Genomic DNA, 23,012 nt, shown 5'->3' with positions numbered 1-23,012 from the left:
CTCTTCGGTTTGACGAAGATTGAAGCCTGTCGATGAAACGACGGTGGCGTCCGGGTGACAGCGCGATGACGCGCCCCGGGATGGCGCGCGTGCTGAAGCGCGGCTCAGACGTCGAGATGCAGCTCGATGCCGAGCCCGGCGATGCCTTCGGGTTCGTGTTCGAGATCCGAACGCAGCAGGGGGCGCTTGTCCAACCAACTGCTCGACATCGAGATGGCAACGGTGATGCCGAGCACGCGCAGTTCCAGTTTCGGGATCGATTCGACCTCGTGCGAACGATGCAGCAGCACCGCGATACGCAGCAGCGCGGCGCAGCGACGCACCGGGGCCTGCAGGCGGTCCGGCAGGGCGTCCAGCGACTTGTTCGAGATGTTGCGGCGGTGGTTGCGTACCAGCGCGGCCAGGAAGAGTTGTTCCTGCCGCGAAAACCCGGCGATGTCCGAGTGTTCCAGCAGGTAGGCGCCATGGACGTGATACTGGCTGTGCGCGATGGCGAGTCCGATTTCGTGCACGCGCGCGGCCCAGGCCAGCATCCGCCGTTCGTCGTCGCCGAGGCTCCAGCGCGTCGCGACCTGGCCGAACAAGCGCAGCACGGTGTCTTCCACGCGCTTGGCCTGGGTGCGGTCGACGCCGTAGCGCTGCATCAGCGCGTCGATGGAAATATCGCGCGGATCGTCCACGCCGCCGCGACCGAGCATGTCGTAGAGCACGCCTTCGCGCATCGCCGCCTTGCTGACCATCATCCGTTCGAGGCCCAGCGTTTCGAACGCCGCTTCGAGCACCAGAATGCCGCCGGCGATGATCGGTTTGCGGTCGTCGGGCAATCCCGGCAACTGGATGTCCTCGATCCGGTCGGCGGCGAGCATGCGGTCGCGCACGATCGGCAGCGCTTCGGCGGTCACCGCGCCTTTGGTGAGTTTCATCGCGGCGCAGATGTCGCCGATGGCCTTGTTGGTGCCGGAGGAGCCGATCGCTTCCTGCCAGCCGAGCGCCCGATACAGCCCTGCGAACTGCTGGAATTCCGCTTCGATTTCGGTCAACGCGTCTTTCCAGCGCTTTTTCGACAGTTTGCCGTTGGGAAAGAAGCGCCGGGTGCTGGCGACGCAGCCGATCTGCAGGCTTTCGCGTTCGATGGTGTCGAAGCCCGAGCCGATGATGCATTCGGTGGAACCGCCGCCGATGTCGATCACCAGGCGCCGCTGCATCGGTTTTGGAGGCTGCGCGTGGGCGACACCGAGGTAGATCAGTCGCGCTTCTTCGCGACCGGACACCACTTCGATACCGTGGCCCAACGCGTGCTCCGCTGCGGCGAGGAATGCCTGCGGTTCGCGCAGCGCGCGCACCGTGTTGGTGGCGATCGCGCGGACGCAGTGCGGCGGGAGGTCGCGGATGCGTTGGCCGAAGCGCGACAGGCAGTCGAGTGCGCGCTCGCGGGCTTCCGCGTTCAATCCGCCCTTGCCGTCCAGACCATCGGCGAGGCGCACGCTCTCGCGCAGGCGGTCGATGATCCGCAACTGGCCCAGCACGGTGCGCGCCACGACCATGTGGAAGCTGTTCGAGCCCAGATCGATGGCGGCAAGAAAGTCGCCGTCCAGCGATGGGGCGGCGGTCGCACGGTCGGGAGAAGCGGATCGGTTCAAGCGGTGGGCCTGTAGCGGGACGTTGCTGTGCGAACGCCCGCGCAGCCTACCAACATGCTCCCGCGAACGGAACCGATCGCGCGTCGGCTTTCGATGCGCCGCGCTAAGACTTTAGCCGCACAGTCGGCAGCGCGGGCATCCGCCCGCCGCCGGGTCTGCCGGAAAACAGCGGGCTGAAGCCCGCCCTGCCTGCATACCGCTCAACCGCACAGTTTGGCCAGCAGCGTCGATTGCGCCGAATGCGGCATCGCATCGGCTTCGGGGGTCAGCTGCCGGTAGTTGCCGTCGGCCTGCAGCTCCCAGGCGTTGAGGTTGTCGAGGAGATAGTTGTCGAGCGACTCCTCCTTGACCCGGGCGGCCAGTTCCGGATCGAGGATCGGAAACCCGATTTCGACCCGGCGCAGCAGGTTGCGCTCCAGCCAGTCGGCGCTGGAGCAGAACAATTGCGGCTGGCCGTCATTGCCGAACCACCAGACGCGGCTGTGTTCGAGGAAGCGACCGACGATCGAGCGCACGCGGATGTTCTCGGACACGCCGGGCATGCCCGGACGCAGGGTGCAGGCGCCGCGCACGACCAGGTCGATGCGCACGCCGGCCTGCGAAGCGCGATACAGCGCGCGGATCACCTGCGGCTCGTTGAGCGCATTCATCTTGGCGACGATCCGCCCCGTTTTGCCGGTTGCCGCCAGCTTCGCTTCGTGCTCGATCCGCGCCAATACACTGGCGTGCAGCGTGAACGGCGACTGCAGCAGGCGCTTGAGCTTGATCGCAGGCGCAAGGCCCGAAATCTGCTGGAAGATCTGATGGACGTCGCTGCCGATTTCCGGGTTGGCGGTGATCAGTCCGAAGTCGGTGTAGGCGCGCGATGTGCCCGCGTGATAGTTGCCGGTGCCCAAGTGCGTGTAGCGGACGAGTTTGCGGCCCTCGCGGCGCACGATCAGCAGCATCTTGGCGTGGGTCTTGTAGCCGACCACGCCGTAGACCACCTGCACGCCCGCGTCCTGCAGCCGGTCGGCGAGACGCAGGTTGGCCTCTTCGTCGAAACGCGCGCGCAGTTCGATCACCACGGTCACGTCCTTGCCGTTGCGCGCGGCCTGGATCAGGTGCTCGACGATCGGCGAATCCTTCCCCGCGCGGTACAGCGTCTGTTTGATCGCCAGCACGTTCGGGTCTTCGGCCGCCTGCCGGATGAGTTCCAGCACGGGCGTGAACGCATCGAAGGGATGATGCATCAGCAGGTCGCCCGCAGCGGCGCGCTCGAAGATGGTTTCCATGTCCTTGAGCTGCCGCGATTGATACGGCGGGAATTTCAGGTCCGGGCGCTGCACCAGATCGTAGATTTCGATGGCGCGGTTGAGATTCACCGGGCCCTGGATGCGGTAGACCGCGTTCTCGGGCAGTTCGAAATTCTGCAGCAGCGTGCGCACGATGGGTTTTGGGCAGTCCGAAGCGATCTCCAGCCGCATCGCGCGCAGGTAGCCGCGACCGACCAGCTCATCGCGCAGCGCCAGCGCGAGGTTCTCGACTTCTTCCTCATCGACGATCAATTCGGAATTGCGGGTCACGCGGAACTGGTACGCGCCCTTCACGTCCATGCCGGGGAACAATTCGTCGACGAATGCCGACAGCACCGCGGACAGGAACACGAAATCGTGCTCGCCGCCCGAGGCGCGCTCCGGCAACTGGATGATGCGCGGCAGCGAGCGAGGCGCGCGAACGATGGCGAGATGGCCGGCGCGACCGAACGCGTCCTTGCCCTTCAGCACCACCACGATGTTCAGCGATTTGTTGAGGATCTTCGGGAACGGATGCGCGGGATCGAGGCCCAGCGGCGACAGCACCGGCATGATCTCGTCGCGGAAATACGCGCGCAGCCAGCGGGTCTGGCGTGCGTTCCAGTGCTGGCGATGCAGCACGCGCACCCCGGATTCGCTCAGCGCGGGCCGCAGCACTTCATTCCAGCAGCGGTACTGCGCGTCCACCAGCGCTGCGGCGCGATCGTGGATGCGCTTGAGCAGGGTCGCGTGCGGAATGCCGTCGGCGGCCAGCGGCATCCCGAAGTCCTGCGCCTGGCGCACGGTCGCGGCGCGGATCTCGAAGAATTCGTCGAGATTGGTGCAGGAAATGCAGAGATAGCGCAGCCGTTCGAGCAGTGGCACCGCGCCGTCCTGCGCCTGCGCCATCACCCGGAAATTGAAGTCGAGCTGCGACAGTTCGCGATTGAGATACAAGGCAGGGTCGCGCAGCGGATCGGCGATCTCCTGATGCGGTTCTGGCGCAGGCGGGGTGCGTGCGCTGGTGCGTGCTGACGTGCGTGGACTCATGCGTGATCTTCGGAAAAATGGATGGCGTCGCGGTCGCGGACGCGGTCGCGGCCGAAATGGCAGACGAAGCGGCTGCCCCGACCGACTTCGCTTTCGATCTCCAGTCGCGCCTGATGCAGATTCAGCACGTGCTTCACGATCGAAAGGCCGAGGCCGGTACCGCCGCTTTCGCGCGAACGGCTGGTGGAGACGCGGTAGAAGCGTTCGGTGATGCGTGGAAGATGCGCGGCGGGAATGCCGTAGCCGGTATCCTCGACCGAAAGCAGGGGGCCGCCGTCGCGGTCGCTGGAGAAGCGGATCTTGATCTGGCCGCCTGCGGGAGTGTAGCGGATCGCATTGCCGACCAGATTCGAGAAGGCGCTGTGCAGTTCCTTGGTCGAGCCCCAGAGATCAACACCGGCGTCGTCTTCGATCGTGATCGTATGCCGGCGCTGGCTCAGCGCTTCCGCCTCGCGCTTCAGCGTGGTCAGCATCGGCACCATCGAAACCACTTCCTCGGGCAGCTGTTCCTGCGCTTCGAGCCGCGACAGCATCAACAGGTCTTCGACCAGTTGGGTCATGCGCTGCGATTGACGCTGCATTTCGGTGAGCATGGGCGCCCAGTCCGGCTTTTCGGCGGGATCGAGCATGTCCAGATAACCGTGCACCACGGTCAGCGGCGTGCGCAGCTCGTGCGAGACGTTGGCGACGAAATCCCGCCGCATCTGTTCGAGGTGCATCAGTTTGCTGACGTCGCGCGCGACCAGCAGCCAGAGCTCGTCGGAATAGGGGATCAAGCGCAGGCTCAGGCGCAGATCCGGTCGTGCGGGCGAGGGCGTATCGAGCAGCGGTTCGGCGTAACGCCCGCTCGCCAACCAATGCGCGACCGGCAGCGGCTGCAGGCGATCGCTGAGTGCGGCGCCGAGGTCGTGCGGGTAGCGCAGGCCCAGCAGGCGTGTTGCCGCTTCATTGAACCATTGGATGCGCTGGCTGTTGCGCTCGACCACGACGATGGCGTCGGGCAGCGCGGCGGCGGCGGCGCGATAGGCGCGGAGCATGTCGATCAGGCGGCGCTTGCGCCCGCGCATCTCGCTCTGGCCGCGGAACATCAGGCGATCGAGTTCGTTCCAGACACTGTCGCCGGCCGATGGCGTGAACCGCTGCCGCGCGGTCAGGCGCAACAGCACCTGGCGCAGTTTCCAGTAATGCCAGCCCACCACGCACAGCGCGGCGACAGTGATCACCGGCCAGGGCTTGCCGATGGCAAGGCCGATCGCAAGCGCCACGAGCAGGACCAGCGCGAGCTGGCCGAGGGTCTTGAGCCATGCGGAGCGAGTGTCGTTCGGCATCGGCTGAGTCTATGGGAATCGTTCGTATAAAGCTCGTTCGTACAAAGCGCGTTCGTACAAAGCTCTTTCGTACAAGGCGTGCGCAGCGCTCACAGCGTCGCCGAAAAGCGATAACCCGAGCCGCGCACGGTCTGGACCATGTTGTCGAGTTGAACCGGTTCCAATGCGCGGCGCAGCCGGCGGATATGCACATCGACCGTGCGTTCTTCGACGTAGGTGTTGCCGCCCCAGACGTGGTCGAGCAGCTGGTTGCGGGTGTAGACGCGCTCGGCGTGGGTCATGAAGAAATGCAGCAGCCTGTATTCGGTCGGCCCGATCTGGATCTGCGCGTCTCCGGCATAGACGCGATGCGAGGCGCCGTCGATGCGCAGGCTGCCGACCTGGACGCTGCCGTCCTCGTCGTCCTCGCGCGAGCGGCGCAGGACCGCGCGGATGCGCGCCAGCAGTTCGCGTGCCGAGAAGGGTTTGACGACGTAATCGTCGACACCGGCTTCGAGGCCGCCGACGCGATCGTTTTCCTCGCCGCGCGCGGTGAGCATGATGATCGGGATCTCGCGGGTCAGCGCATCGCGACGCCAGCGCCGCGCCAGTTCAAGTCCGCTGGTGCCGGGGAGCATCCAGTCGAGGAGGATCAGGTCGGGCACGCGCTCGGCGATCGCGGCCTGCGCCTCACGGGCGTCGCCTGCGTGGACCGGGTCGTACTCGCCCTTGCGCAGGGCGAAGGCGACCATGTCGCGGATCGCGGGTTCGTCGTCGACGATCAGGATGCGCTTTTGCATGACATGCTCGGTTGGGCTGGCTGTAATGCACCGCGGGGCGGCTTCGGCCGCACTGGGTACGGCCACAGTAGACGACATTTTTATGACTGAATCGTGACCGCGGACATGTGCGATGGCAGCCGCAACATCTGCCGCGGATTCAGACGCCGATCGCGTCGGCGATGTCGGTATGCAACGCGGCGAAACCGCGATCGAATGTCGCCAGACGGCCACGATGATGCCGTGCGAGGCCCGCGAGATAACTGTCGGTCACTTGCCGGTGCCCGAGCACGCCGGCCCACGAGATGTCGGCGTAGCCGATGTCGTCGCCCCAGAACGCGTGCCGGGGATGCGCGGTCAGCCGGGTCAGGACCGCGACCGCACCGTTGGCGTCCGCGACCGCGCCGAACCGCAGCAGCAGCCGGATCAAAGTGCCCTGGGTGATCGGGCAGGTGGCGAAGCCGCCGGTATGCGAAGCGAACCATTCGACCGCAGCGGCGTGGTGTACGTGAGAACGATCGACCAGCGCGACCAGCACATTGCCATCGAGCAGATGGGTCATGGTTCGTCGTCCAGGGCTTCGACATCGTCCCCGGTCACCGGTTGGCGGGAAGCGACGACGGGCAGGCCGGTGAGCGGATGCAGCCGATAGACCACTGCCGCCTCGCCGATGCGATCCGGCTGTTCGGGCGTGGCCAAGCCGCGCCGCATCAATTCGGCCACGGTCTGCCCCAGGCTGCGACCGGTGTGCCGGGCGAGGCTGGTCGCGATCCGATGGAGGTCTTCGGGAAGATCGATGGTGGTCCGCATCACCGCATCTTGATGTCGTGATGCGGACCCGTCAAGGCCAGGCGGTCAACGCCGCTCCAACGCCTCGTCGCGTACGCCGAGGCGTTTCAGCTCCAGGACGGCCGGCGTGATCGCAGCGATCCGCGCTTCGACACGGGCGCGGGCGTAATAATCCAGCTCCGGTCGCTTGAGCAGGGTGTTGAGCTGGATCAGGGCGCGTTCCGGCCGGCCGTTGAGGAATTCGGCTTCGGCATAGGCTTCGCCGGCGCGAACCGGGTCGCCAGCGACTTCGCTGGCGCGGGCGAAGGTGCTCTGGAAGACGGGATCCTCCTGGCTGCCGATCAGCAGCGGCCTGAGCACCGATTGCGCGCGCTTGCCGGCACCGGCATCGTTGCGCTCCGCAAGGAGTTGGGCATAGCTGAGCGCCGCTGCGCGATGGCCGGGCATTCTCTCCAGCAAGGCGTCCATCCGGGCGTCGGCACCGCTGAGGTTGCCGCCACGGGCTTCGCTTTCGGCCATGGCGATCACCACCCACGGATCGGTCGGATATTTCGCCAGCAGCGGCATCAGCTCCTTCGCGGACACGGCGTAATCCCCGTTGCGTTCGCGGGCGATCGCCAGCCCGTAGCGCTGCGCGTCGCTCAGCGGCTTGGATCGGCGGTGGCGTTCGTACTCTTCGATCGCAGCGCTCGGGGTATTCGCGCTGAACACCCGGATCCGTTCGCGCGCCCAGCCGAACTGCACGTTGTCGTTGGGCCGTGCCGGACCGGACACGCGCAGGCTGGAGGGAATCAGCGGATTCTCGCTGGTGATGGTGTCGCCCGGATTGAAGGCGGCCGGCTTGGAGATCAAGTCTTCGGCCCGTTGTTTGGCTTCGCTGATGCGGGTGGTGTTGACAGGGTGGGTGCGCAGGTAGTCCGGGGCGCGTTCGCGTTCTCCGCCCTGGTTCACGCGGGAAATCGACTGCATGCGGGTGAACATGCTGGCCATCGCGTTCGGGTCGTAGCCGCTTCGCGCCAGGGTCTGGATTCCGAGGCGATCGGCTTCGGATTCGTTGGATCGGGTGTAGTCGATCTGCCGTTGGGCCATCAGCGCCTGGGCCGAGGCCAGTGCGGCCATCGAGGCGTCGTCGGAGGAATTGCCGCCCGAGGACTGCGCGACCGCGATCGCGCCGAGCATCGCCAGCAGGATCGGCACGCTGTCCTTCTGCGCGCGCTCGACGCTGCGCAGCACGTGGGTCTGGGTGACGTGAGAGACTTCGTGCGACAGCACGCCGGCGACTTCGTCTTCGGTTTCCGCCGCCAGCACCAGTCCGGCGTTGGTCCCGATGTAACCGCCGAGGGTGGCGAACGCGTTGAACTGCCGGTCCTTCAACATGAAGAAGGTGAAGGGATGCTGCGGTTTGTCGCTGGCCGCTGCGAGGCGATGGCCCACCGACTGCAGCCAACCGTCGATCAGCGGATCGTCCAGCACATAGCCGTAGTGCCGCAGTTGGCTGAGCATCATGCTGCCGTATTCGGCCTGTCGGGTCGGGTTGAGCAGTTCGTTGGCCGATGAGCCGATATCCGGCAGCCGGTTGTCCTGCGCAGGGGCGCAGACGGCGGCGAGGGAGAATGTCAGTGCGGCGATGACGACCGGCAAACGCATGGGCGGGTTCCAGTAGCGATGTCATGGGACAGCGGAGTGCTTGGAGCAGCGGATTTCGTGGGACAGCATGCCGGTTAACGACCGCGAGGGCGTGAATGCGCTGTTAATCCTCACCCCACGCTTCGATTCGACCCCGGCAGGCCGCTGTCGTTCCCTGCATCGCAGCGTTTCGCGACACGGGTGGAAAACAAGGGAGGGGGCCCCCATCATGATCGCCACATACCGACCGCAGCGCTGTGCAGCGAGGAGACCGTTTTGAGCGACAACATGCCCCAGACCGCGCCGATCACTATCTACACCAGCGCGATCTGTCCGTATTGCATATCCGCCAAGAACTTCCTGAAAAGCAAGGGCCTGGACTGGACCGAGATCCGGATCGACACGGATCCCGCCGAGCGCGAACGGATGATGGCCCGCGCCAAGCGCACCAGCGTGCCGCAGATATTCGTCGGCGATGTGCACGTCGGCGGTTTCGACGACATGATGGCCCTGCATCGCGCCGGCAGGTTCGAGCCGCTGCTGTCCGGGGAAGGCGCATGAGCGGTGCGGGCGAAAACGAACAAGACCGTCTTGCCGAGTTCACCGCTTTCCGCAAGCGCATGAACGAGCGGATCCTGGCCGAGCCCAATCAGGTCGTGCGCCGCTTCTTCGCGCTCGATACCCAGACATACCAGGCCGGCGCGCTCGATGTGAAAACCAAGGAGCTGCTTGGGCTGGTCGCTTCGCTGGTGCTGCGCTGCGACGACTGCATCAGCTATCACGTCGCGCAGTGCAAGGAAGCCGGTGTCACGCGCGACGAGATGTTCGAGACCTTCTCGGTCGGACTGGTGGTCGGCGGCTCCATCGTGATCCCGCATCTGCGCCGCGCGGTGGATTTCCTCGACAGGCTCGAACAGGGTGAAGCTGCGGCCACGCCGGCACACGATCACGGCTGATGCTGCGGAGTAGACGCTGCGCCTCGATCATCGCGGCGCCTTCGACCATCGTCTGAGTGCGGCTTCCAGCAGGTTTCCGGGCGTTCCGGCATAATTCGCAGGCTTTGCCGCGTGTCCGGCTTTCCGTCGAAGGCCGCGTCCCGCTGCTCACGAATCGCACGATCCGCGCGCCATGCGTCGGGTCAGTACGCTGGATCGCCTGCACTGAAGACTGCCTGGAACACACCATGACCCAAACGATTACCGTCATCCGCGGCGATGGCATCGGCCCCGAGATCATGGACGCGGCCTTGTCCGTGCTCGACACCATGAACACTGGCCTGACCTATGAAGAAGCCGACGCCGGCATGGTCGCGCTGGAGAAACACGGCGAACTGCTGCCGCAGGCGACGCTGGATTCGATCCGCCGCAACCGCATCGCCCTCAAGAGCCCGCTGACCACGCCGGTCGGCGAGGGCTTCAGCTCGATCAACGTCGAGCTGCGCAAACGCTTCGACCTGTACGCCAACGTGCGCCCCGCGAAGTCGTTCCCGAATACCAAATCGCGCTTTCCGACCGGTGTCGACCTGATCACGGTCCGCGAGAACACCGAAGGCGCGTACATCGGCGAAGGCCAGTCGCTGTCCGAGGACGGCGAAACCGCGATGCTGACCCAGAAGATCACCCGTCGCGGCTCCGAGCGCATCGTCCGCTACGCCTTCGAGCTGGCGCGCAGGACCGGCCGCAAGAAGATCACGGTCGTCCACAAGGCCAACATCCTGAAGTCGACCTCGGGCCTGTTCCTGCGCACCGCGCGCGTTGTCGCCGCCGAATACCCGGACATCCTCTGCAACGAAATGATCGTGGACAACACCTGCATGCAGCTGGTGATGCGTCCGGAGCAGTTCGACATCATCGTCACCACCAATCTGTTCGGCGACATCATTTCCGACCTCTGCGCCGGTCTTGTCGGCGGCCTGGGTTTGGCGCCCGGCGCGAACATCGGCACCGAAGCCGCGATCTTCGAGGCCGTGCACGGCTCGGCGCCGGACATCGCCGGCAAGGGCGTCGCCAATCCCTGCGCGCTGCTGCTCGCGATCGGCCAGATGCTCGATCACGTCGGCCAGCCCGAGAACGCCGTGCGCCTGCGCAACGCGATCGTCGCCACGCTGGAAGCCAAGGATTCGGTCACCCCGGATCTCGGCGGTACCGGCACGACGATGTCCTTCGCCAAGGCGATCGCCAGCCGGCTGTAACCGCCGACACCGACTGAAGCCCGATCGCAGGCTTCAGTCTTTTGTCTCTTCCGATAATGCCGGCGCGCGCACCACCGTGACCGTGCATGGCGCTTCCGCGACCACGTGTGCGGAGACGCTGCCGAGAATGCGGCGCATGCCGGTTACCCCGCGCGCACCCATGATCAGATGATCCACGCCGTTGTCGCGCGCGTAGTCCAGCAGCGCGTGCGCGGGGTCGCTGTGTTCCAGCACATGCACGGTCACGCGATGCTCGTCCAGACCGAGCGGACGGATCCAGTCGCGCAGCGCGATCAGCCGTTTGACGTGGCGGTTGCGGCCTTCGGCGTCGAGATTGCTGTCCAGGCCGATGCGCGCGGTGCGCATCACGGTCACGCAGGCGAGCCGTGAATGCGGAAACGTCGACACGATCCGCTGCAGATTGCCGCGCAATGCGGCGCAGAGCGCCGCGTCCTCGTGTTTCAGATCGATCGCGACCATCAGCAGCGGCGCCTGGTCGAGATGGTCGCTGACCGCCTTTCGCGGTCCACGATCGCGACCGAAGTTCCGCCACCAGCGGCGCATCACAGTGAGCCGGCCATCGCGATGGCTGCGGTCGGCGCGTTCGGTCAAAACGACCTGTTCGGGATGCTGCAGATCGTGCGCGAGCTGCGCGGCGGTGGCGTGGCGCGCGTCGGGATCCACTTCGAGACAGCGCAGGATCAGCTCCTGCAGCCAGCGCGGGATGTCCGCACGGATCGCGCGCGGCGGCACCGGGTCGCGATACAGCCGGCGGCGCAGTCCTGCCGGGCTACCGGGGTTGCCGAACGGGCGTTCGCCGGTGGCGAGGTGATAGAGCGTCACGCCGAGCGCGAACAGATCGCTGCGCGGATCGTCGCGCTGGCCCAGCACCTGTTCCGGCGCGATGTAGGGCGCCGTGCCGATCGGGACGTTGAACTGTTCGCTGAGCAGATCCGGCAGATGCGCGTGATGCGACAGCCCGAAATCGATCAACGCGACGCTGCCGTCGGGACGGCGCAGCAGATTGCTCGGTTTGATATCGAGATGGATCACTTCCTGCTGGTGCAGGGCGTGGATCGCGGTCGCGGCCAGCGCGCCCAGTTCGGCGACCTGCTGTGGCGGCAGCGGCGTCTTTTCCAGCAGTGGCCGCAGGGTTTCGCCGGCCAGGTGTTCCATCACCAGCCACGGCTGATCCTGGTACTCGCCGCCGGCGACGTAGCGCGGTACGTACGGGCCGGTCAGCTGCTGCAGGATCATGCGCTCGACTTCGAAACCGACGATCTGGGTCGCCGCTTCGCCGTAACCGATCCGCGCAAGCTTCATCAGCAGCGGCATCGTGTGGTCCGGATGCGAGACGCGCCACAAGGTGGCCATGCCGCCCTCGTGCAGCGGTGCGATCAATTCGAAGCCGTCGATCGATAAACCGGGTTTCAGCGGTACGGGCATGTCATTGACCTTCGACCAGACGTTTCGCCAAGGATTCGGGCATGCCGGCAGCGACGATCTTGCGCGCGGCGGTGTGATGGTCGTAGGCCACGCGCAGAGTGGTCAGCGTGCCTTTCGCGGTATCGAACAAGCCGCAGCATGCGGCGGGATTGCCGTCGCGCGGCTGCCCGACCGATCCGGGCAGCGCCAGCCAGCGCCGGCTGCCGATCAGCGGCATCGCGGTACCGGGCGAAGGCGAGAAACGGCGCGCGCCGCCCTCGGGCTGCGAGTGGTACAGCGCCGGCTCGTGGACGTGGCCGCAGAACGTGACCCGCTGCTTCGTGGCGGCAATGCTCTGCGCGGCGGCCAGTGCATTCGAGACGTACCCCCACTGCAGCGGCGCCCACGCGTTGGCGTGCACGTAAAGACGGTCTTCGTCTTCGATGCTCAGCGGCAGCGCGGCGAGGAACGCGCGCTGGTCTTCGTCGAGACGGCCGCGGGTCCAGTCGATCGCGGCCTGCGCATGTGGATGCTTCGTGGATGCGGTGTCGTTCTGCGCGTCGCGCAGTACGGCTTCATCGTGGTTGCCGTAGATCGCAAGACCGCCGTCGGCGACCAGCGATTGCACGGTATCGATCGTCCATTCGGGATCGGCACCGTAGCCGACGATATCGCCGAGGATCACCGCGCGATCGAAGCCCAACCTGCGCAGTTTCGCGAGACAGGCGTCGACCGCCTCGCGGTTGGCGTGCAGATCGGCGAGCAGGGCGAGGCGCATGCGATGGACCGGCGGGGAATCGCCGTGATCGTAGGTTGTCGTCGGGGAGCCGGCGATTGGCGATTGGTCGTAGGCGTCAGCGTTTCGGCTTCGCTGCGGGTTCCGGCGCGGTACGCACCGGCAGCGGCACGTTGCACAGATCGATGTGTCCGGCAGGGCGTTTGTAGAAATCGTCGCGGCGGTTGCGGCGGGCTTCCACGATGGCCTCGAACAGCGGCGTGTCGGTGCGCAGCACCTGCAGTTTCAGGCGTTCGGCGGGTTTGAGATCGGCGGCGACGCGCATCGACCGGATCGGCAAGCGCTGTTCGGGCTTCTCGTAGAAACCCAATCCGCCGGTGCCGCGCGGCAGCACGCTGAGCAGTTCGATGCCCTGCACGACGCGGCCGACGGTGGTGATGTTGCGATCGAGCTGGCGCGGCGACTGCCCGGTGACGACGTAGAGCTCGGCGCCGGTGCTGGAATCGGCGGGGGTATCGCGACCGGCGCCGACCATGCCGTAACAGTGCGCGAGCCACGCGATGCCGCCTTCGCTGCGGTCCAGGCCGATCGGGAAGCCGTTGCTGAAACCGACTTCCGACGCCCAGCCGTCGACGTCGGGCAGGCGGGTGAACGCCAGATTCTTCAGGGGGCGGGTGAATTCGGCCGGCAGTTTCGGCTTCGCGCCTTTCGGCAGCGGTTTGCGCGCGGCCTCGGTTTCGGCCGGATCGCCCCACTGGACCACGAAATTGTCCTGCGAACGGTTGATGCTCAGGCCGTCCCAGTAGCGGCCTTTCGCCAGCGCCCGGATGTTGGCGACATGCGCCGGCGCGAAGTCGGGCGCCAGTTCGATCACCACGCGGCCGGCGGCGAAATCCATGTACAGCGTCCGCGCCGGATCGAGCGTGCGCCAGTCTCCGGGCTTCGAGCTGTCCAGCAGTTCCTGCATCGACTTGGTTTTGGGCGCGGACGGATTGGCGGGGGGCGTCTGCGCGGAAGCGGTGAGGGCAGCGGTCGACAGTGCGGCACTCAGCAGCGCGGCACGCAGAAGAGCTGGGGAAAGACGGATGCGGATCGGGCTCACGGCAGCGGATTCCCCTTCGATTGACCGCCGATTCTGGCCCAGAAGCGGGGCATGGGCCAGTGACGATGACGAGGCCGGCAGTCGCAGTGACCTCCGGCACATCCACTATGTTCAAGTTATGGATAGAGTGATCTCCACGATATCAAGCTGATCACCGCAGAGGCCGCCATGCACTCGCCACCGCTCGCCGACGGAACCCCCGATGACACCACCGAAGCGCTGCTGCGGAAGTTCCAGAAGGAACTGTCGGCCGGCACCGTATCGCTGGCGCTGCTCGCGGTGCTGGGCACCGCCAACGAGCCGATGTACGGCTACCAGATCGCCAAGACCCTGGAGCGTCAGGGCGATGGCGTGCTGAGCGGCAAACAGAGCGCGCTGTACCCGGTGCTGCGCAATCTGGAAGGCGCTGCGTTGCTGGAGAGCCAGATCGAACCCTCGATCAGCGGCCCGCCGCGTCGTTACTACAGCATCACGCCCTTCGGCCGCGAGATCCTCTCCGCCTGGAGCAACGCCTGGTGCGCCACCCGAGATTCCGTCGATACCGTTCTGAAAGGAACCCAATCATGAATGCCCGTCCGCTGCCGACCAATATCCCCGATTACCTCGAACACCTGCGGCGTTCGCTGGCCGGCGCCGACCCGGCGCTGGTCCAGGACGCGCTGTACGACGCCGAGGAATACCTGCGCTCGGAAATGGCCGAGAACCCCGAGAAAAGCGAGGCCGAGGTGATCGCCCAGGTCGCATCGAGTTATGGCGCGCCCGACGAAGTCGCCGACATCTATCGCGATACCGAAGTGAAAGTGCAGACCGCACTGCGCGCACCGCCGCCGCGCCAGCACCGTTCGCTGTTCGGCAAGTTCTTCGGCGTGATCGCCGAGCCGCGCACCTACGCCGCGCTGTTCTACATGCTGCTGTCGATGGCGACCGGTATTTTCTATTTCACCTGGGTGGTCACCGGCATTTCGCTGTCGGCGGGTCTGGCGGTGCTGATCATCGGAATTCCGTTCGCGATCCTGTTCCTGGGATCGACCCGGATGTTCTCGCTGCTCGAAGGCCGCATCGTCGAAGTGATGCTCGGCGAGCGCATGCCGCGCCGGCCGCTGTACAACAGTCGCGGCAAACCGTGGATGGCGCGGATCGGCGAAATGCTGTCCGACCCGCGCACCTGGACCACGCTGCTGTACATGGTGCTGATGCTGCCGCTGGGCATCATCTATTTCACCCTGGCGGTCACATTGCTCAGCGTGTCGCTGTCGTTCATCGCGGCGCCGGTCATGGTGCTGATCGGCTATGCAACGGTGAACCAGAGTTACGACAACTGGTCGCTGCTGGGCATGGAGAATGGCGTCCTGGGCACATCGCTCGGTTATATCTCGCTGCCGCTGGTGTTCGTCGCAGGCGTGCTGCTGCTGTTCGTGACCCTGCATGTGGCGCGCGGCATCGGTTATCTGCACGGGCAGTTCGCCAAGCATCTGCTGGTGAAGAGTTCGCAGTACAGCTGATACTTCGGAAGCACGAAGTGTCTTGGAGCCGGCGCAGCCTCGTGGTGCGCCGGCTCCGTCGTTACAGAGGCACCGACGGCGGCACGACGATCTGGATCGTGCGCCGTTTGATCGCCGCGGTGTCGCCGACACGCTTGGCCCATTCTTCTTCGGTCGACATCCATGCCGGCGTGCCCGGTGGCAGATCCGCCATCGGAATGTCGGGCAGATCGTCGTTGGTGAAGGCGTTGCCGTAGAGCGGCGATGCGACGGCGTCGATCGCACCGAGGAGCGGACGGATGCGCTGGATCGCCGCGTTGTACTTCGCCAGCATCGTCGCGGTGGCCGCTGCTGCCTGCGCCTCGCTCGCGCCGCCAGCGGTAGGCGAGGTGGGATGCGGCAGATGTTCGAAGTGCAGCGCCGGCCGGCCGATGGCGGCGGGCGAATCCAGCCACGCTTCCCACGCCTGACGGGCGAGCCCGCCGAACGCGACCACCGCATCGATCGGACTCTTGTCCAGCACGCCGGCGATCCAGAGATTGCGGTATGCGGCGATCGCGGGGTCGTGGATATGCGCATTGCCGGCCTGCTGCCCGAACACGCTGTAGACGTAGGTGTTGAGGATGACGTAACGCTTGCGGATGCCGAGCTTGTGCAGAAAGCCCTGCACGCGTTTTCCGGCGTTGCCGACCAGGATGCGGCGCACCACCGCTTCGGACTGCGCCGGATCCTGGCCGATGACCAGCACCCGCGCAGTGCCGTTGAGCCGGCCGCGATGGAGGATCGGGCCCCATTCGGTGCGGAAGTCGTCGGTGGGGTAGATGTCCGCACCCGGGTAATTGCGTGCGAGCGTCTTGAACGGGGTCGTGGTGTAGCCGGGGCAGAAGTCGATGGGCATGACGGGTCCTGGTCGTGATCGTCCGGTCACTTGCAGCAACGCGATTTTCGTTCGTAGACGGTCAGCGACGAATTGCTATTGGGAGTTGTCTGGCCGGCAACGATGCGGACGCAGTGCACCAAGCGCGTAGAGTGCGTCGCTGTGGTAGCTGTCGGCCAGCAATGCAATCGAAGTGGCGCTCGCGATGGGCTCAGTGGCGCGTGCTTGGTTGAACGCCCACACGCATCAGCCACCATGCCGTCACCGCGGGCGGCAGATAAAGTACCAGCGCCGCGATCCGCTGCATCAGGCCGCCATAGCGATTCAGATCGACCAGGGTGATCCCGCTCATGACCGGCACCAACGCGGCGAACGCGACCAGCGTGAACCAAAGATAGCCGCGCATCGCGCGGCCGTCGCGCACGTTCCAGAACGCCGCAATCAGCGCCAGTGGTCCAAGAAACATTCCGATGCCGAGCGCGCCCGGGTCGTGCTGCGGGTCGGGCATCGGATGCAAGCCCGCCCAGATCGCCGCCGCGCCGACCGACACGCTGCACGCCGCACAGAGCCACGCGAACCACGGTTTTGCACCGGCCGCTTGCAGCCCCGTGCCGATGCCGTAGGCCGACAGCAGCCCGAGCACGCCGCTCAGGATCGCGCCGCCGTTGAGCAATGCCGGAAGTGTTGATGCGTCCGAACCGAGCTGGCTGGCCGAGTTCACCAGGAAGCTGTAATCGGGATGGAACGGCGCGGCGGCGACCTGCGCACCGAAGTACACCAGCGGGACCAGCACGCCGCACCACAGGCTCGAGCCTTGTATCTTTCGTCGTGTCGGCGACAAGCGATGGCTCCGGGTAGCGTCATCGGAACGCCAGCATCGCCCGGCGGGCGGTGCGGTGCATGTCACCGAAGTCATGGGTGAGTGAAAACAGCGCGACCGATTCGATTCACCGCTTCTGATTTTGTCCGTCATGGTCCATGGGTAAAGCCTGTCATCTTTTTCGCGCTGGGGCGCGAGTTACTTTCTTTGGCGCAAAGAAAGTAACCAAAGAAACACTCAGGTCCAGTTCTAAACTGCGATCTGAGGCGAAGCCGGGATTTTTCGATGAGACATCCTTGTCTCATCGAAAAACGATGCACATCCTGTGCATCGCCCTCCGGGTCTCTGATCAAGGGATAGCGTGTCGTGTCTGCAACATTATCGGGACGTTACCCGTTACCGTAATGCAAGCAATTGTTCTGCCGCTTGTGTGGCCTTTCATGCATCGAAGCTGCAGCACGTTGTGAGGTCGCACGCTTGTTGTCAAAATTCCAGATGTCTACATCATCCCATCGATATCCAGACTATCGTTTCGTCTGACAAGGTTGTAGACCCGGAGGGCGGCGCACAGGACGTGCGCCGTTTTTCGATGAGACAAGGATGTCTCATCGAAAAATCCCGGCTTCGTCTCAGGCGGCAGTTTAGATTTGGACTTGAAATGCTTTCTTTGGTTACTTTCTTTGCGCCAAAGAAAGTAACTCGCGCCCCAGCGCGAAAAAGGTGACCGGCTCTACCCGCGCAACATCACGTACCGATAACCAAAGCGGTTCGGTGAGCTGGCCCAGAGCTAATGCCAACAGTCAGTCTTCTCACCGCAAAGACGCTGGATTCCCGCGTGCGCGGGAACGACGGTAAGAAAATATTTCCGTCAGTCGAAAATTCAAAAAAAGCCGGCGCTATACACGCCGGCCAAATATCTCGCGATGCATCGATCAAGATCCACCGTTATTCCGTAATCGAACGCATCATCGATGCGTTCAGCCCAGACCATCACCCCAGATCAAACCGATCGTTGTTCATCACCTTCACCCAAGCCGCGACAAAGTCATGCACAAACTTTGTTTGTGAATCGCTGGACGCATAAACCTCAGCCAGCGAACGCAGCTGCGAATTCGACCCGAACACCAGATCCACCACGGTGCCAGTCCACTTCAGCACACCGGTCTTGCGGTCACGGCCTTCCAACACATTCGCATCAGCGGAAGCACGCTGCCACGCGGTATTCATATCGAGCAGATGGACGAAGAAATCGTTGCTCAGCGTTTCCGGCCGCTGCGTGAACACCCCGTGCGCTGCGCCGCCAACATTGGCCCCGAGCACGCGCAGGCCGCCGATCAATACCGTCATTTCAGGCGAGGTGAGCGTCAACAGCTGCGCCTTGTCGAGCAGCAATTCCGCAGCGATGCCTTCCAGTCCAGGACGAGCATAGTTGCGGAAGCCATCGGCCATCGGCTCCAGCACCGCGAAGGATTCGATATCGGTCTGTTCCTGCGACGCATCGGTGCGGCCCGGTGCGAACGGGACGACCACATCGACGCCGGCTTTCTTCGCAGCGGCTTCGACCGCAGCGCAGCCGCCGAGCACGATCAAGTCCGCCAAAGACACCCGCTTGCCGCCGGTTTGCGCGCCGTTGAACGCGGCCTGGATGCGTTCCAGCGTCGCGAGCACGTTCGCCAGTTCGGCGGGTCGGTTCACGTCCCAATCCTTCTGCGGCGCGAGGCGGATGCGTGCGCCGTTGGCGCCGCCGCGTTTATCGCTACCGCGGAATGTGGACGCCGAGGCCCAAGCCGTCGAGACCAACTGCGAGACGGATAAGCCGGAGCCGAGCAGCTTGGTTTTCAGATCGGCGATGTCCTGCGCATCGATCAGCGGATGATCGACGGCGGGCACCGGGTCCTGCCAGATCAGCACTTCCGCAGGCACGAGCTTGCCCAGGTAACGGGCGCGCGGGCCCATGTCGCGGTGGGTGAGTTTGAACCACGCGCGTGCGAAGGCATCGGCGAAGGCGGCGGGATCGGCGTGGAAGCGGCGCGCGATTTTTTCGTAGGCCGGATCCATGCGCATCGACAGATCGGCGGTGGTCATCATCGGCGGATGTCGTTTCGACGGATCGTGCGCATCGGGAATCATGTGTTCCGGCTTCGGATCCTTCGGCGTCCACTGGTGCGCGCCGGCCGGGCTTTTGCTCAACACCCATTCGTTGCCGAAGAGCACGTCGAAGTAGCCGTTGTCCCAGGTGGTGGGGTTGGGTTTCCACGCGCCTTCGATGCCGCTGGTGGTGGCGTGCGCGCCGCGACCGCTGCCGAAGGCGTTGGCCCAGCCCAGGCCCTGCTGTTCGATCGAACCGCCTTCGGGCTCAGCGCCGACCAGCTTCGGATCGCCCGCGCCGTGTGCTTTGCCGAAGGTGTGGCCGCCGGCGACGAGAGCGACGGTTTCTTCGTCGTCCATCGCCATGCGAGCGAAGGTTTCGCGCACGTCGCGGCCGGAGGCGACCGGATCCGGGTGGCCGTCCGGGCCTTCCGGGTTCACGTAGATCAGGCCCATCTGCACCGCACCCAGCGGGTTCGCCAGTTGGCGATCGCCGGAGTAGCGGCTGTTGGCCTTGTCGCTGGTCGCCAGCCATTCGGCCTCGGCGCCCCAGTTGATGTCTTTTTCGGGTTCCCAGATGTCCGCGCGGCCACCGGCGAAGCCGAAGGTCTTGAAGCCCATCGATTCCAGCGCGACGTTGCCGGCCAGGATCATCAGGTCGGCCCAGCTCAGCTTGCGTCCGTATTTCTGCTTGATCGGCCACAGCAGGCGGCGGGCCTTGTCGAGGTTGCCGTTGTCCGGCCAGCTGTTCAACGGGGCGAAGCGCTGCGAGCCGTTGCCGCCGCCGCCGCGTCCATCGGAGATGCGGTAGGTGCCGGCCGAGTGCCAGGCCATGCGGATGAAAAGGCCGCCGTAATGACCCCAGTCGGCGGGCCACCAGTCCTGCGAATCGGTCATCAGCGCGGTCAGGTCGGCGACCACGGCGTCGAGATCGAGCGTCTTGAATTCAGCGGCGTAGTCGAAGTCCGCGCCCATCGGGTCGGACTTCTCCGAGCGCTGATGCAGCATGTCGAGATTCAGCTGGTTGGGCCACCAGTCGCGGTTGCCGCGACCGCCGCTGGCCATGGTCTGGTGCTGTGTGCCGTGCGGGAATGGGCATTTGGATTCGGTCGACATGCGGGGGCTCCTGGGGCGCTACGGCCCGATCGGGGAAAGTGCAGCCACCGTACGCCTGGGGCGCGATAAAGAGAATTTGATTGTTTGGACTGTTTTGATAGTTTATGACTATCGATTGAAGGAATTCGATCTCACGAAACAGAGGTTGCGTTAAAGTCCAGTCTGCGGACTAAGCTGGAATGAGACGTTTCATGAAGCCGTGGAGAGTGCCGTTGCGTGCATCGCATCAGCCACCGCACTCGGCGAGAGTGGCTTTGGCCTCGGCTAGGTCGGGGGAGCCGAGTCGGGTGTAGATCTCCACTGCCCGCTGGGCATGGGGCAGGGCCTCGGCGGCTTTTCCTTGGCTTAAGAGGGCTTTGGCGAGGCGGCGGTTGTCTTCCGCGATCAATTCTTGGCGGTGGACGGCTTCGGACAAGGGCAGGGCTTCGCGCGCGAGGATTTCGGCGGCTGGCCAGTCCTGGCGGTCGATGGCCAGATCAGCCAGATTGCCGGTGAAGACGGCCACGCCTTCGGCGTCACCGATGGCTCGGGCCATGCGGAGCGCCTCGCGGCAATGCTTCTCGGCAGTGCCGTAATTGCCAGACATTCCTTCGGCCGATGCGAGATCATTCAGGGTTGCTGCCACTTCCTCGCTCTCGGCGGCGAGGTTGCGGAACAATAAGAGTGCCTCTTTATAGGCGGCGATGGCGGCGGGGTATTCGCCTTTCAATTGATAGCCGGTGCCACGCAGTAGAATGGCAGTGGCCCGCATATGGGCGCCCGCCTTCGCCGCAATAGAGTGTGCTTCGGTGCGGTCGGCACAGGCAAGCACGGCATCGGGCTGCTTGCGTAGAACGTGAACTGAGCCGGCGTGATAAGTGCGCCAGCCGGCGTTGACATGATCGGCAGCGGCTACGGCTTTGGTTTCGGCTTTCTCGTTAAGGGCTAGCCATTCATCCCAGCGCCCCTGAAAATTCAGGAATTGTTGAATAGCAAAGCAAACCGTTTGCAGGCGCTTGTTGTCGCCCGCGAGAAACAGCGCCAGTGCAGGGGCAATGCCGGGCCATGCGGCTTCTAGTGCGGGGAAGCGATCGTGGTTCCGGTAGCCGTTTTCGATGATCAGCGCGTAGGCGCGCTGTTCCAGCCGGTCACCGGCGTCCGCCACCACCTCGGGTTTTTTCTTGCGCAGGAAGTCCGCAGCCATAGGCACGAGTGTGAAAGCGGTCAGCTCATCGGTCGGTACGGCGAGAGAGCGATTGACGAGGCTGCGCAGGGCGCGGTCGGTCTCCGGTTCCGGCAGCCCGGCGTTGGCGGCGACGTTCTCCAACTTGACCGGTAGAGTGAAGTAAGTGAGCGCGCAGAGCGCCCGGGTCTCGGCCTCGCTGAAGTCCTCCACCAGATCGCCGAAGATGAATTCCAGCGGGTCGTTGCCCGGCGGGCAGGAGCGCAGGAAATCGAGCGCATCGGTGAACGTGAGGCAGTGGCCGCGCCCGATCTGTCCGGCGGTCCAGCGCAGCAGCAGCGGCTTGCCGCCGGTCTCTCGATACAGCACAAGGCGCTCGGCTTCGCTGGTTCTGGCGAGGTGCGGGTTGTGCGTGGCGAGTTCGGCCAGCGTGTCGAGCGCGGCTTGTTGGCCGAGTTTTTCGAGGATCAACTCCTCTGCGCCGGAGCCGATGCGTCCACGGCTGGTGAGGATGGCCTTGCAGCCGGCGGGCAGTTTCTTGACGAAGGTGAAGAGGATGTCGCGCTCGGGTTTGAGCAGGCTTTCCAGATTGTCGAGGACCAACAGCGTCTGCGTGCCGCGCAGGGCGTCCAGCAGCAGGCGCGGACGCTGGTCTTCCGCGACCTTGACGATATCGTCGCGGCCCAGCTCGCGGGCGAGTTCGCCGAACAGCTCGACCAGACCGCTGACCAGAAAGCCGCTGAGGTCGCGCAGGCCGTCGTCGTCCAGCTCGCGGCTCTTCAGCGAGATGTAGACGATCTTGTCGAAGATTTCCGGCGGGGCATCGTAAGCGGCGCGGACCGCGAGCGAAGTCTTGCCCATCCCGCCCGGACCATCGATCAATGCGCCCCAGGTGCGTGAATCCGGGTCGAGAGCGTCGGCGATTTTTCTTAACTCGTCTTCGCGGCCGAAGAACGGCTGCAGCGCGGGCAGGTTGTGGGGAATGAGCGTTTTTGGCGCGGATGCAACAACGACGGCGGGTTTGGTGTAGTAATCCTTCGGGTGGCCTTCGTTGAGCGCGAGGCGTTCGAGGATGAGGGTGACGAATTCGTCGGGGGTTTTGTCGTCGAGGTCGATGAAGCCGGAAGCCGGACTCAGGCCGTCGGCTTTTGCATATTCGAACCGACTGGGCATTACACGATGACCGTCTGCTTTCGTGAGCAGGCCGTAGATGTGGACCCACTCCCATCCGGTCCACCGCTTCGCGTCGTAGTCAGGACAGAGGACAGGAACGATGAGGTCGGACTGCTCGCCGTATAGCTTGGGCAACTTGATCCCGAGGTCGAATACCGCAAATTCCGCCTCGTGATATTTGTCGTAGAGGATCTTTCCCTGCCCGAATCGCTCGGCAAGCAAGTCAGCAACCTGTTGTACGAATTCGCGTTTTTCCCCAGCAAAGGAAAATGCGATGCGGAAGCGTTTCGTGCTGACAGGAGAATCCATTGCTCCGCTCGATCATCATGAGAAACCCCAGACTGGGGTGTGGCTTGGATTCTGCGCACGCGGGCCA

19 protein-coding genes are annotated in these 23,012 nt (G+C 64.7%); 5 read left to right on the top strand and 14 right to left on the bottom strand.

What is annotated here, in order from left to right; genetic code table 11:
- Window positions 1-104 precede the first annotated feature (104 nt).
- The 7 genes from HOP03_00425 to HOP03_00395 form a co-directional block, all read right to left on the bottom strand.
- Window positions 105-1,544: a Ppx/GppA family phosphatase gene (locus HOP03_00425; GenBank protein NOT86628.1), complete on the bottom strand. Its 1,440-nt coding sequence runs from the start codon at window positions 1,542-1,544 to the stop codon at window positions 105-107.
- A gap of 296 nt (window positions 1,545-1,840) precedes the next feature.
- Window positions 1,841-3,964 carry a polyphosphate kinase 1 gene (gene ppk1 / locus HOP03_00420; GenBank protein ID NOT86627.1) on the bottom strand — a complete coding sequence of 708 codons (2,124 nt, stop codon included), beginning with the start codon at window positions 3,962-3,964 and terminating at the stop codon, window positions 1,841-1,843.
- Window positions 3,961-5,292: a phosphate regulon sensor histidine kinase PhoR gene (gene phoR, locus HOP03_00415; GenBank protein ID NOT86626.1), complete on the bottom strand. Its 1,332-nt coding sequence runs from the start codon at window positions 5,290-5,292 to the stop codon at window positions 3,961-3,963. Before phoR ends, ppk1 begins: the two co-directional genes overlap by 4 nt.
- 89 nt (window positions 5,293-5,381) lie before the next feature.
- The gene (phoB, locus tag HOP03_00410; protein ID NOT86625.1) at window positions 5,382-6,071 is read right to left on the bottom strand and encodes a phosphate regulon transcriptional regulator PhoB; all 690 of its coding nucleotides are present in this window, start codon (window positions 6,069-6,071) and stop codon (window positions 5,382-5,384) included.
- Window positions 6,072-6,210: 139 nt separating this feature from the next.
- Complete coding sequence (locus tag HOP03_00405; protein NOT86624.1) at window positions 6,211-6,612, bottom strand: PIN domain-containing protein; 402 nt, start codon at window positions 6,610-6,612, stop codon at window positions 6,211-6,213.
- Entirely contained in the window at window positions 6,609-6,860 is a 252-nt protein-coding gene (locus HOP03_00400; protein NOT86623.1) for an antitoxin, read from the bottom strand. Before HOP03_00400 ends, HOP03_00405 begins: the two co-directional genes overlap by 4 nt.
- A 45-nt stretch (window positions 6,861-6,905) precedes the next feature.
- A complete protein-coding gene (locus tag HOP03_00395) occupies window positions 6,906-8,486 on the bottom strand; it encodes a M48 family metallopeptidase (GenBank protein NOT86622.1) in 1,581 nt (526 codons plus the stop codon).
- Window positions 8,487-8,753: 267 nt separating this feature from the next.
- On the opposite strand from HOP03_00395, the gene grxC reads away from it, so the two are divergent.
- The 3 genes from grxC (at window position 8,754) to HOP03_00380 (ending at window position 10,656) form a co-directional block, all read left to right on the top strand.
- Entirely contained in the window at window positions 8,754-9,026 is a 273-nt protein-coding gene (grxC, locus tag HOP03_00390) for a glutaredoxin 3 (protein NOT86621.1), read from the top strand.
- Window positions 9,023-9,421 (top strand): carboxymuconolactone decarboxylase family protein, encoded by a 399-nt coding sequence (locus tag HOP03_00385; protein ID NOT86620.1) that lies wholly within the window; start codon window positions 9,023-9,025, stop codon window positions 9,419-9,421. The genes grxC and HOP03_00385 overlap by 4 nt, the downstream gene beginning before the upstream one ends.
- A gap of 227 nt (window positions 9,422-9,648) precedes the next feature.
- Window positions 9,649-10,656, top strand: a complete 1,008-nt coding sequence (locus HOP03_00380) for an isocitrate dehydrogenase (protein ID NOT86619.1) — start codon at window positions 9,649-9,651, stop codon at window positions 10,654-10,656.
- 33 nt (window positions 10,657-10,689) lie between these two features.
- On the opposite strand, the gene HOP03_00375 is transcribed toward HOP03_00380, so the two are convergent.
- The 3 genes from HOP03_00375 to HOP03_00365 all read right to left on the bottom strand — a co-directional run bounded on the left by HOP03_00375 (window position 10,690) and on the right by HOP03_00365 (window position 14,021).
- Window positions 10,690-12,102, bottom strand: coding sequence for a protein kinase (locus tag HOP03_00375; GenBank protein NOT86618.1), 1,413 nt, complete (start codon window positions 12,100-12,102; stop codon window positions 10,690-10,692).
- Window position 12,103: 1 nt separating this feature from the next.
- Window positions 12,104-12,859 (bottom strand): metallophosphoesterase family protein, encoded by a 756-nt coding sequence (locus HOP03_00370; protein ID NOT86617.1) that lies wholly within the window; start codon window positions 12,857-12,859, stop codon window positions 12,104-12,106.
- Window positions 12,860-12,935: 76 nt separating this feature from the next.
- Window positions 12,936-14,021, bottom strand: coding sequence for a peptidylprolyl isomerase (locus HOP03_00365; GenBank protein ID NOT86616.1), 1,086 nt, complete (start codon window positions 14,019-14,021; stop codon window positions 12,936-12,938).
- A 66-nt stretch (window positions 14,022-14,087) separates the two neighbouring features.
- Here HOP03_00365 and HOP03_00360 point away from each other — a divergent pair, with 66 nt between their 5' ends.
- Complete coding sequence (locus tag HOP03_00360) at window positions 14,088-14,486, top strand: PadR family transcriptional regulator (protein NOT86615.1); 399 nt, start codon at window positions 14,088-14,090, stop codon at window positions 14,484-14,486.
- Window positions 14,483-15,421, top strand: a complete 939-nt coding sequence (locus tag HOP03_00355) for a hypothetical protein (protein ID NOT86614.1) — start codon at window positions 14,483-14,485, stop codon at window positions 15,419-15,421. The genes HOP03_00360 and HOP03_00355 overlap by 4 nt, the downstream gene beginning before the upstream one ends.
- 61 nt (window positions 15,422-15,482) lie before the next feature.
- On the opposite strand, the gene HOP03_00350 is transcribed toward HOP03_00355, so the two are convergent.
- From HOP03_00350 to HOP03_00335, 4 genes are all read right to left on the bottom strand, one after another.
- Window positions 15,483-16,298, bottom strand: a complete 816-nt coding sequence (locus tag HOP03_00350) for a uracil-DNA glycosylase (GenBank protein NOT86613.1) — start codon at window positions 16,296-16,298, stop codon at window positions 15,483-15,485.
- Between the two features lie 190 nt (window positions 16,299-16,488).
- The gene (locus HOP03_00345; GenBank protein NOT86612.1) at window positions 16,489-17,250 is read right to left on the bottom strand and encodes a DUF998 domain-containing protein; all 762 of its coding nucleotides are present in this window, start codon (window positions 17,248-17,250) and stop codon (window positions 16,489-16,491) included.
- Window positions 17,251-18,087: 837 nt separating this feature from the next.
- Window positions 18,088-20,301: a catalase/peroxidase HPI gene (gene katG, locus HOP03_00340; GenBank protein ID NOT86611.1), complete on the bottom strand. Its 2,214-nt coding sequence runs from the start codon at window positions 20,299-20,301 to the stop codon at window positions 18,088-18,090.
- Between the two features lie 226 nt (window positions 20,302-20,527).
- A complete protein-coding gene (locus HOP03_00335; protein NOT86610.1) occupies window positions 20,528-22,945 on the bottom strand; it encodes a tetratricopeptide repeat protein in 2,418 nt (805 codons plus the stop codon).
- Between the last annotated feature and the right edge of the window lie 67 nt (window positions 22,946-23,012).

This window comes from Lysobacter sp., assembly GCA_013141175.1.
GTDB lineage: Bacteria > Pseudomonadota > Gammaproteobacteria > Xanthomonadales > Xanthomonadaceae > Lysobacter_I.
Note: the sequence above shows the minus strand (reverse complement) of the source record. Positions and strands in the feature narration are given on the sequence as shown.

Coding starts and splice junctions, on each gene's coding strand:
- HOP03_00385 (NOT86620.1), top strand. CDS start 9,023: ATGAGCGGTGCGGGCGAAAACGAACAAGACCGTCTTGCCGAGTTCACC.
- HOP03_00350 (NOT86613.1), bottom strand. CDS start 16,298: ATGCCCATCGACTTCTGCCCCGGCTACACCACGACCCCGTTCAAGACG.
- phoR (NOT86626.1), bottom strand. CDS start 5,292: ATGCCGAACGACACTCGCTCCGCATGGCTCAAGACCCTCGGCCAGCTC.
- grxC (NOT86621.1), top strand. CDS start 8,754: ATGCCCCAGACCGCGCCGATCACTATCTACACCAGCGCGATCTGTCCG.
- HOP03_00380 (NOT86619.1), top strand. CDS start 9,649: ATGACCCAAACGATTACCGTCATCCGCGGCGATGGCATCGGCCCCGAG.
- HOP03_00345 (NOT86612.1), bottom strand. CDS start 17,250: ATGACGGACAAAATCAGAAGCGGTGAATCGAATCGGTCGCGCTGTTTT.
- HOP03_00365 (NOT86616.1), bottom strand. CDS start 14,021: ATGTGCCGGAGGTCACTGCGACTGCCGGCCTCGTCATCGTCACTGGCC.
- HOP03_00395 (NOT86622.1), bottom strand. CDS start 8,486: ATGCGTTTGCCGGTCGTCATCGCCGCACTGACATTCTCCCTCGCCGCC.
- katG (NOT86611.1), bottom strand. CDS start 20,301: ATGTCGACCGAATCCAAATGCCCATTCCCGCACGGCACACAGCACCAG.
- HOP03_00400 (NOT86623.1), bottom strand. CDS start 6,860: ATGCGGACCACCATCGATCTTCCCGAAGACCTCCATCGGATCGCGACC.
- ppk1 (NOT86627.1), bottom strand. CDS start 3,964: ATGAGTCCACGCACGTCAGCACGCACCAGCGCACGCACCCCGCCTGCG.
- HOP03_00425 (NOT86628.1), bottom strand. CDS start 1,544: ATGGTCGTGGCGCGCACCGTGCTGGGCCAGTTGCGGATCATCGACCGC.
- HOP03_00375 (NOT86618.1), bottom strand. CDS start 12,102: ATGCCCGTACCGCTGAAACCCGGTTTATCGATCGACGGCTTCGAATTG.
- HOP03_00360 (NOT86615.1), top strand. CDS start 14,088: ATGCACTCGCCACCGCTCGCCGACGGAACCCCCGATGACACCACCGAA.
- HOP03_00405 (NOT86624.1), bottom strand. CDS start 6,612: ATGACCCATCTGCTCGATGGCAATGTGCTGGTCGCGCTGGTCGATCGT.
- HOP03_00370 (NOT86617.1), bottom strand. CDS start 12,859: ATGCGCCTCGCCCTGCTCGCCGATCTGCACGCCAACCGCGAGGCGGTC.
- HOP03_00335 (NOT86610.1), bottom strand. CDS start 22,945: ATGGATTCTCCTGTCAGCACGAAACGCTTCCGCATCGCATTTTCCTTT.
- HOP03_00355 (NOT86614.1), top strand. CDS start 14,483: ATGAATGCCCGTCCGCTGCCGACCAATATCCCCGATTACCTCGAACAC.
- phoB (NOT86625.1), bottom strand. CDS start 6,071: ATGCAAAAGCGCATCCTGATCGTCGACGACGAACCCGCGATCCGCGAC.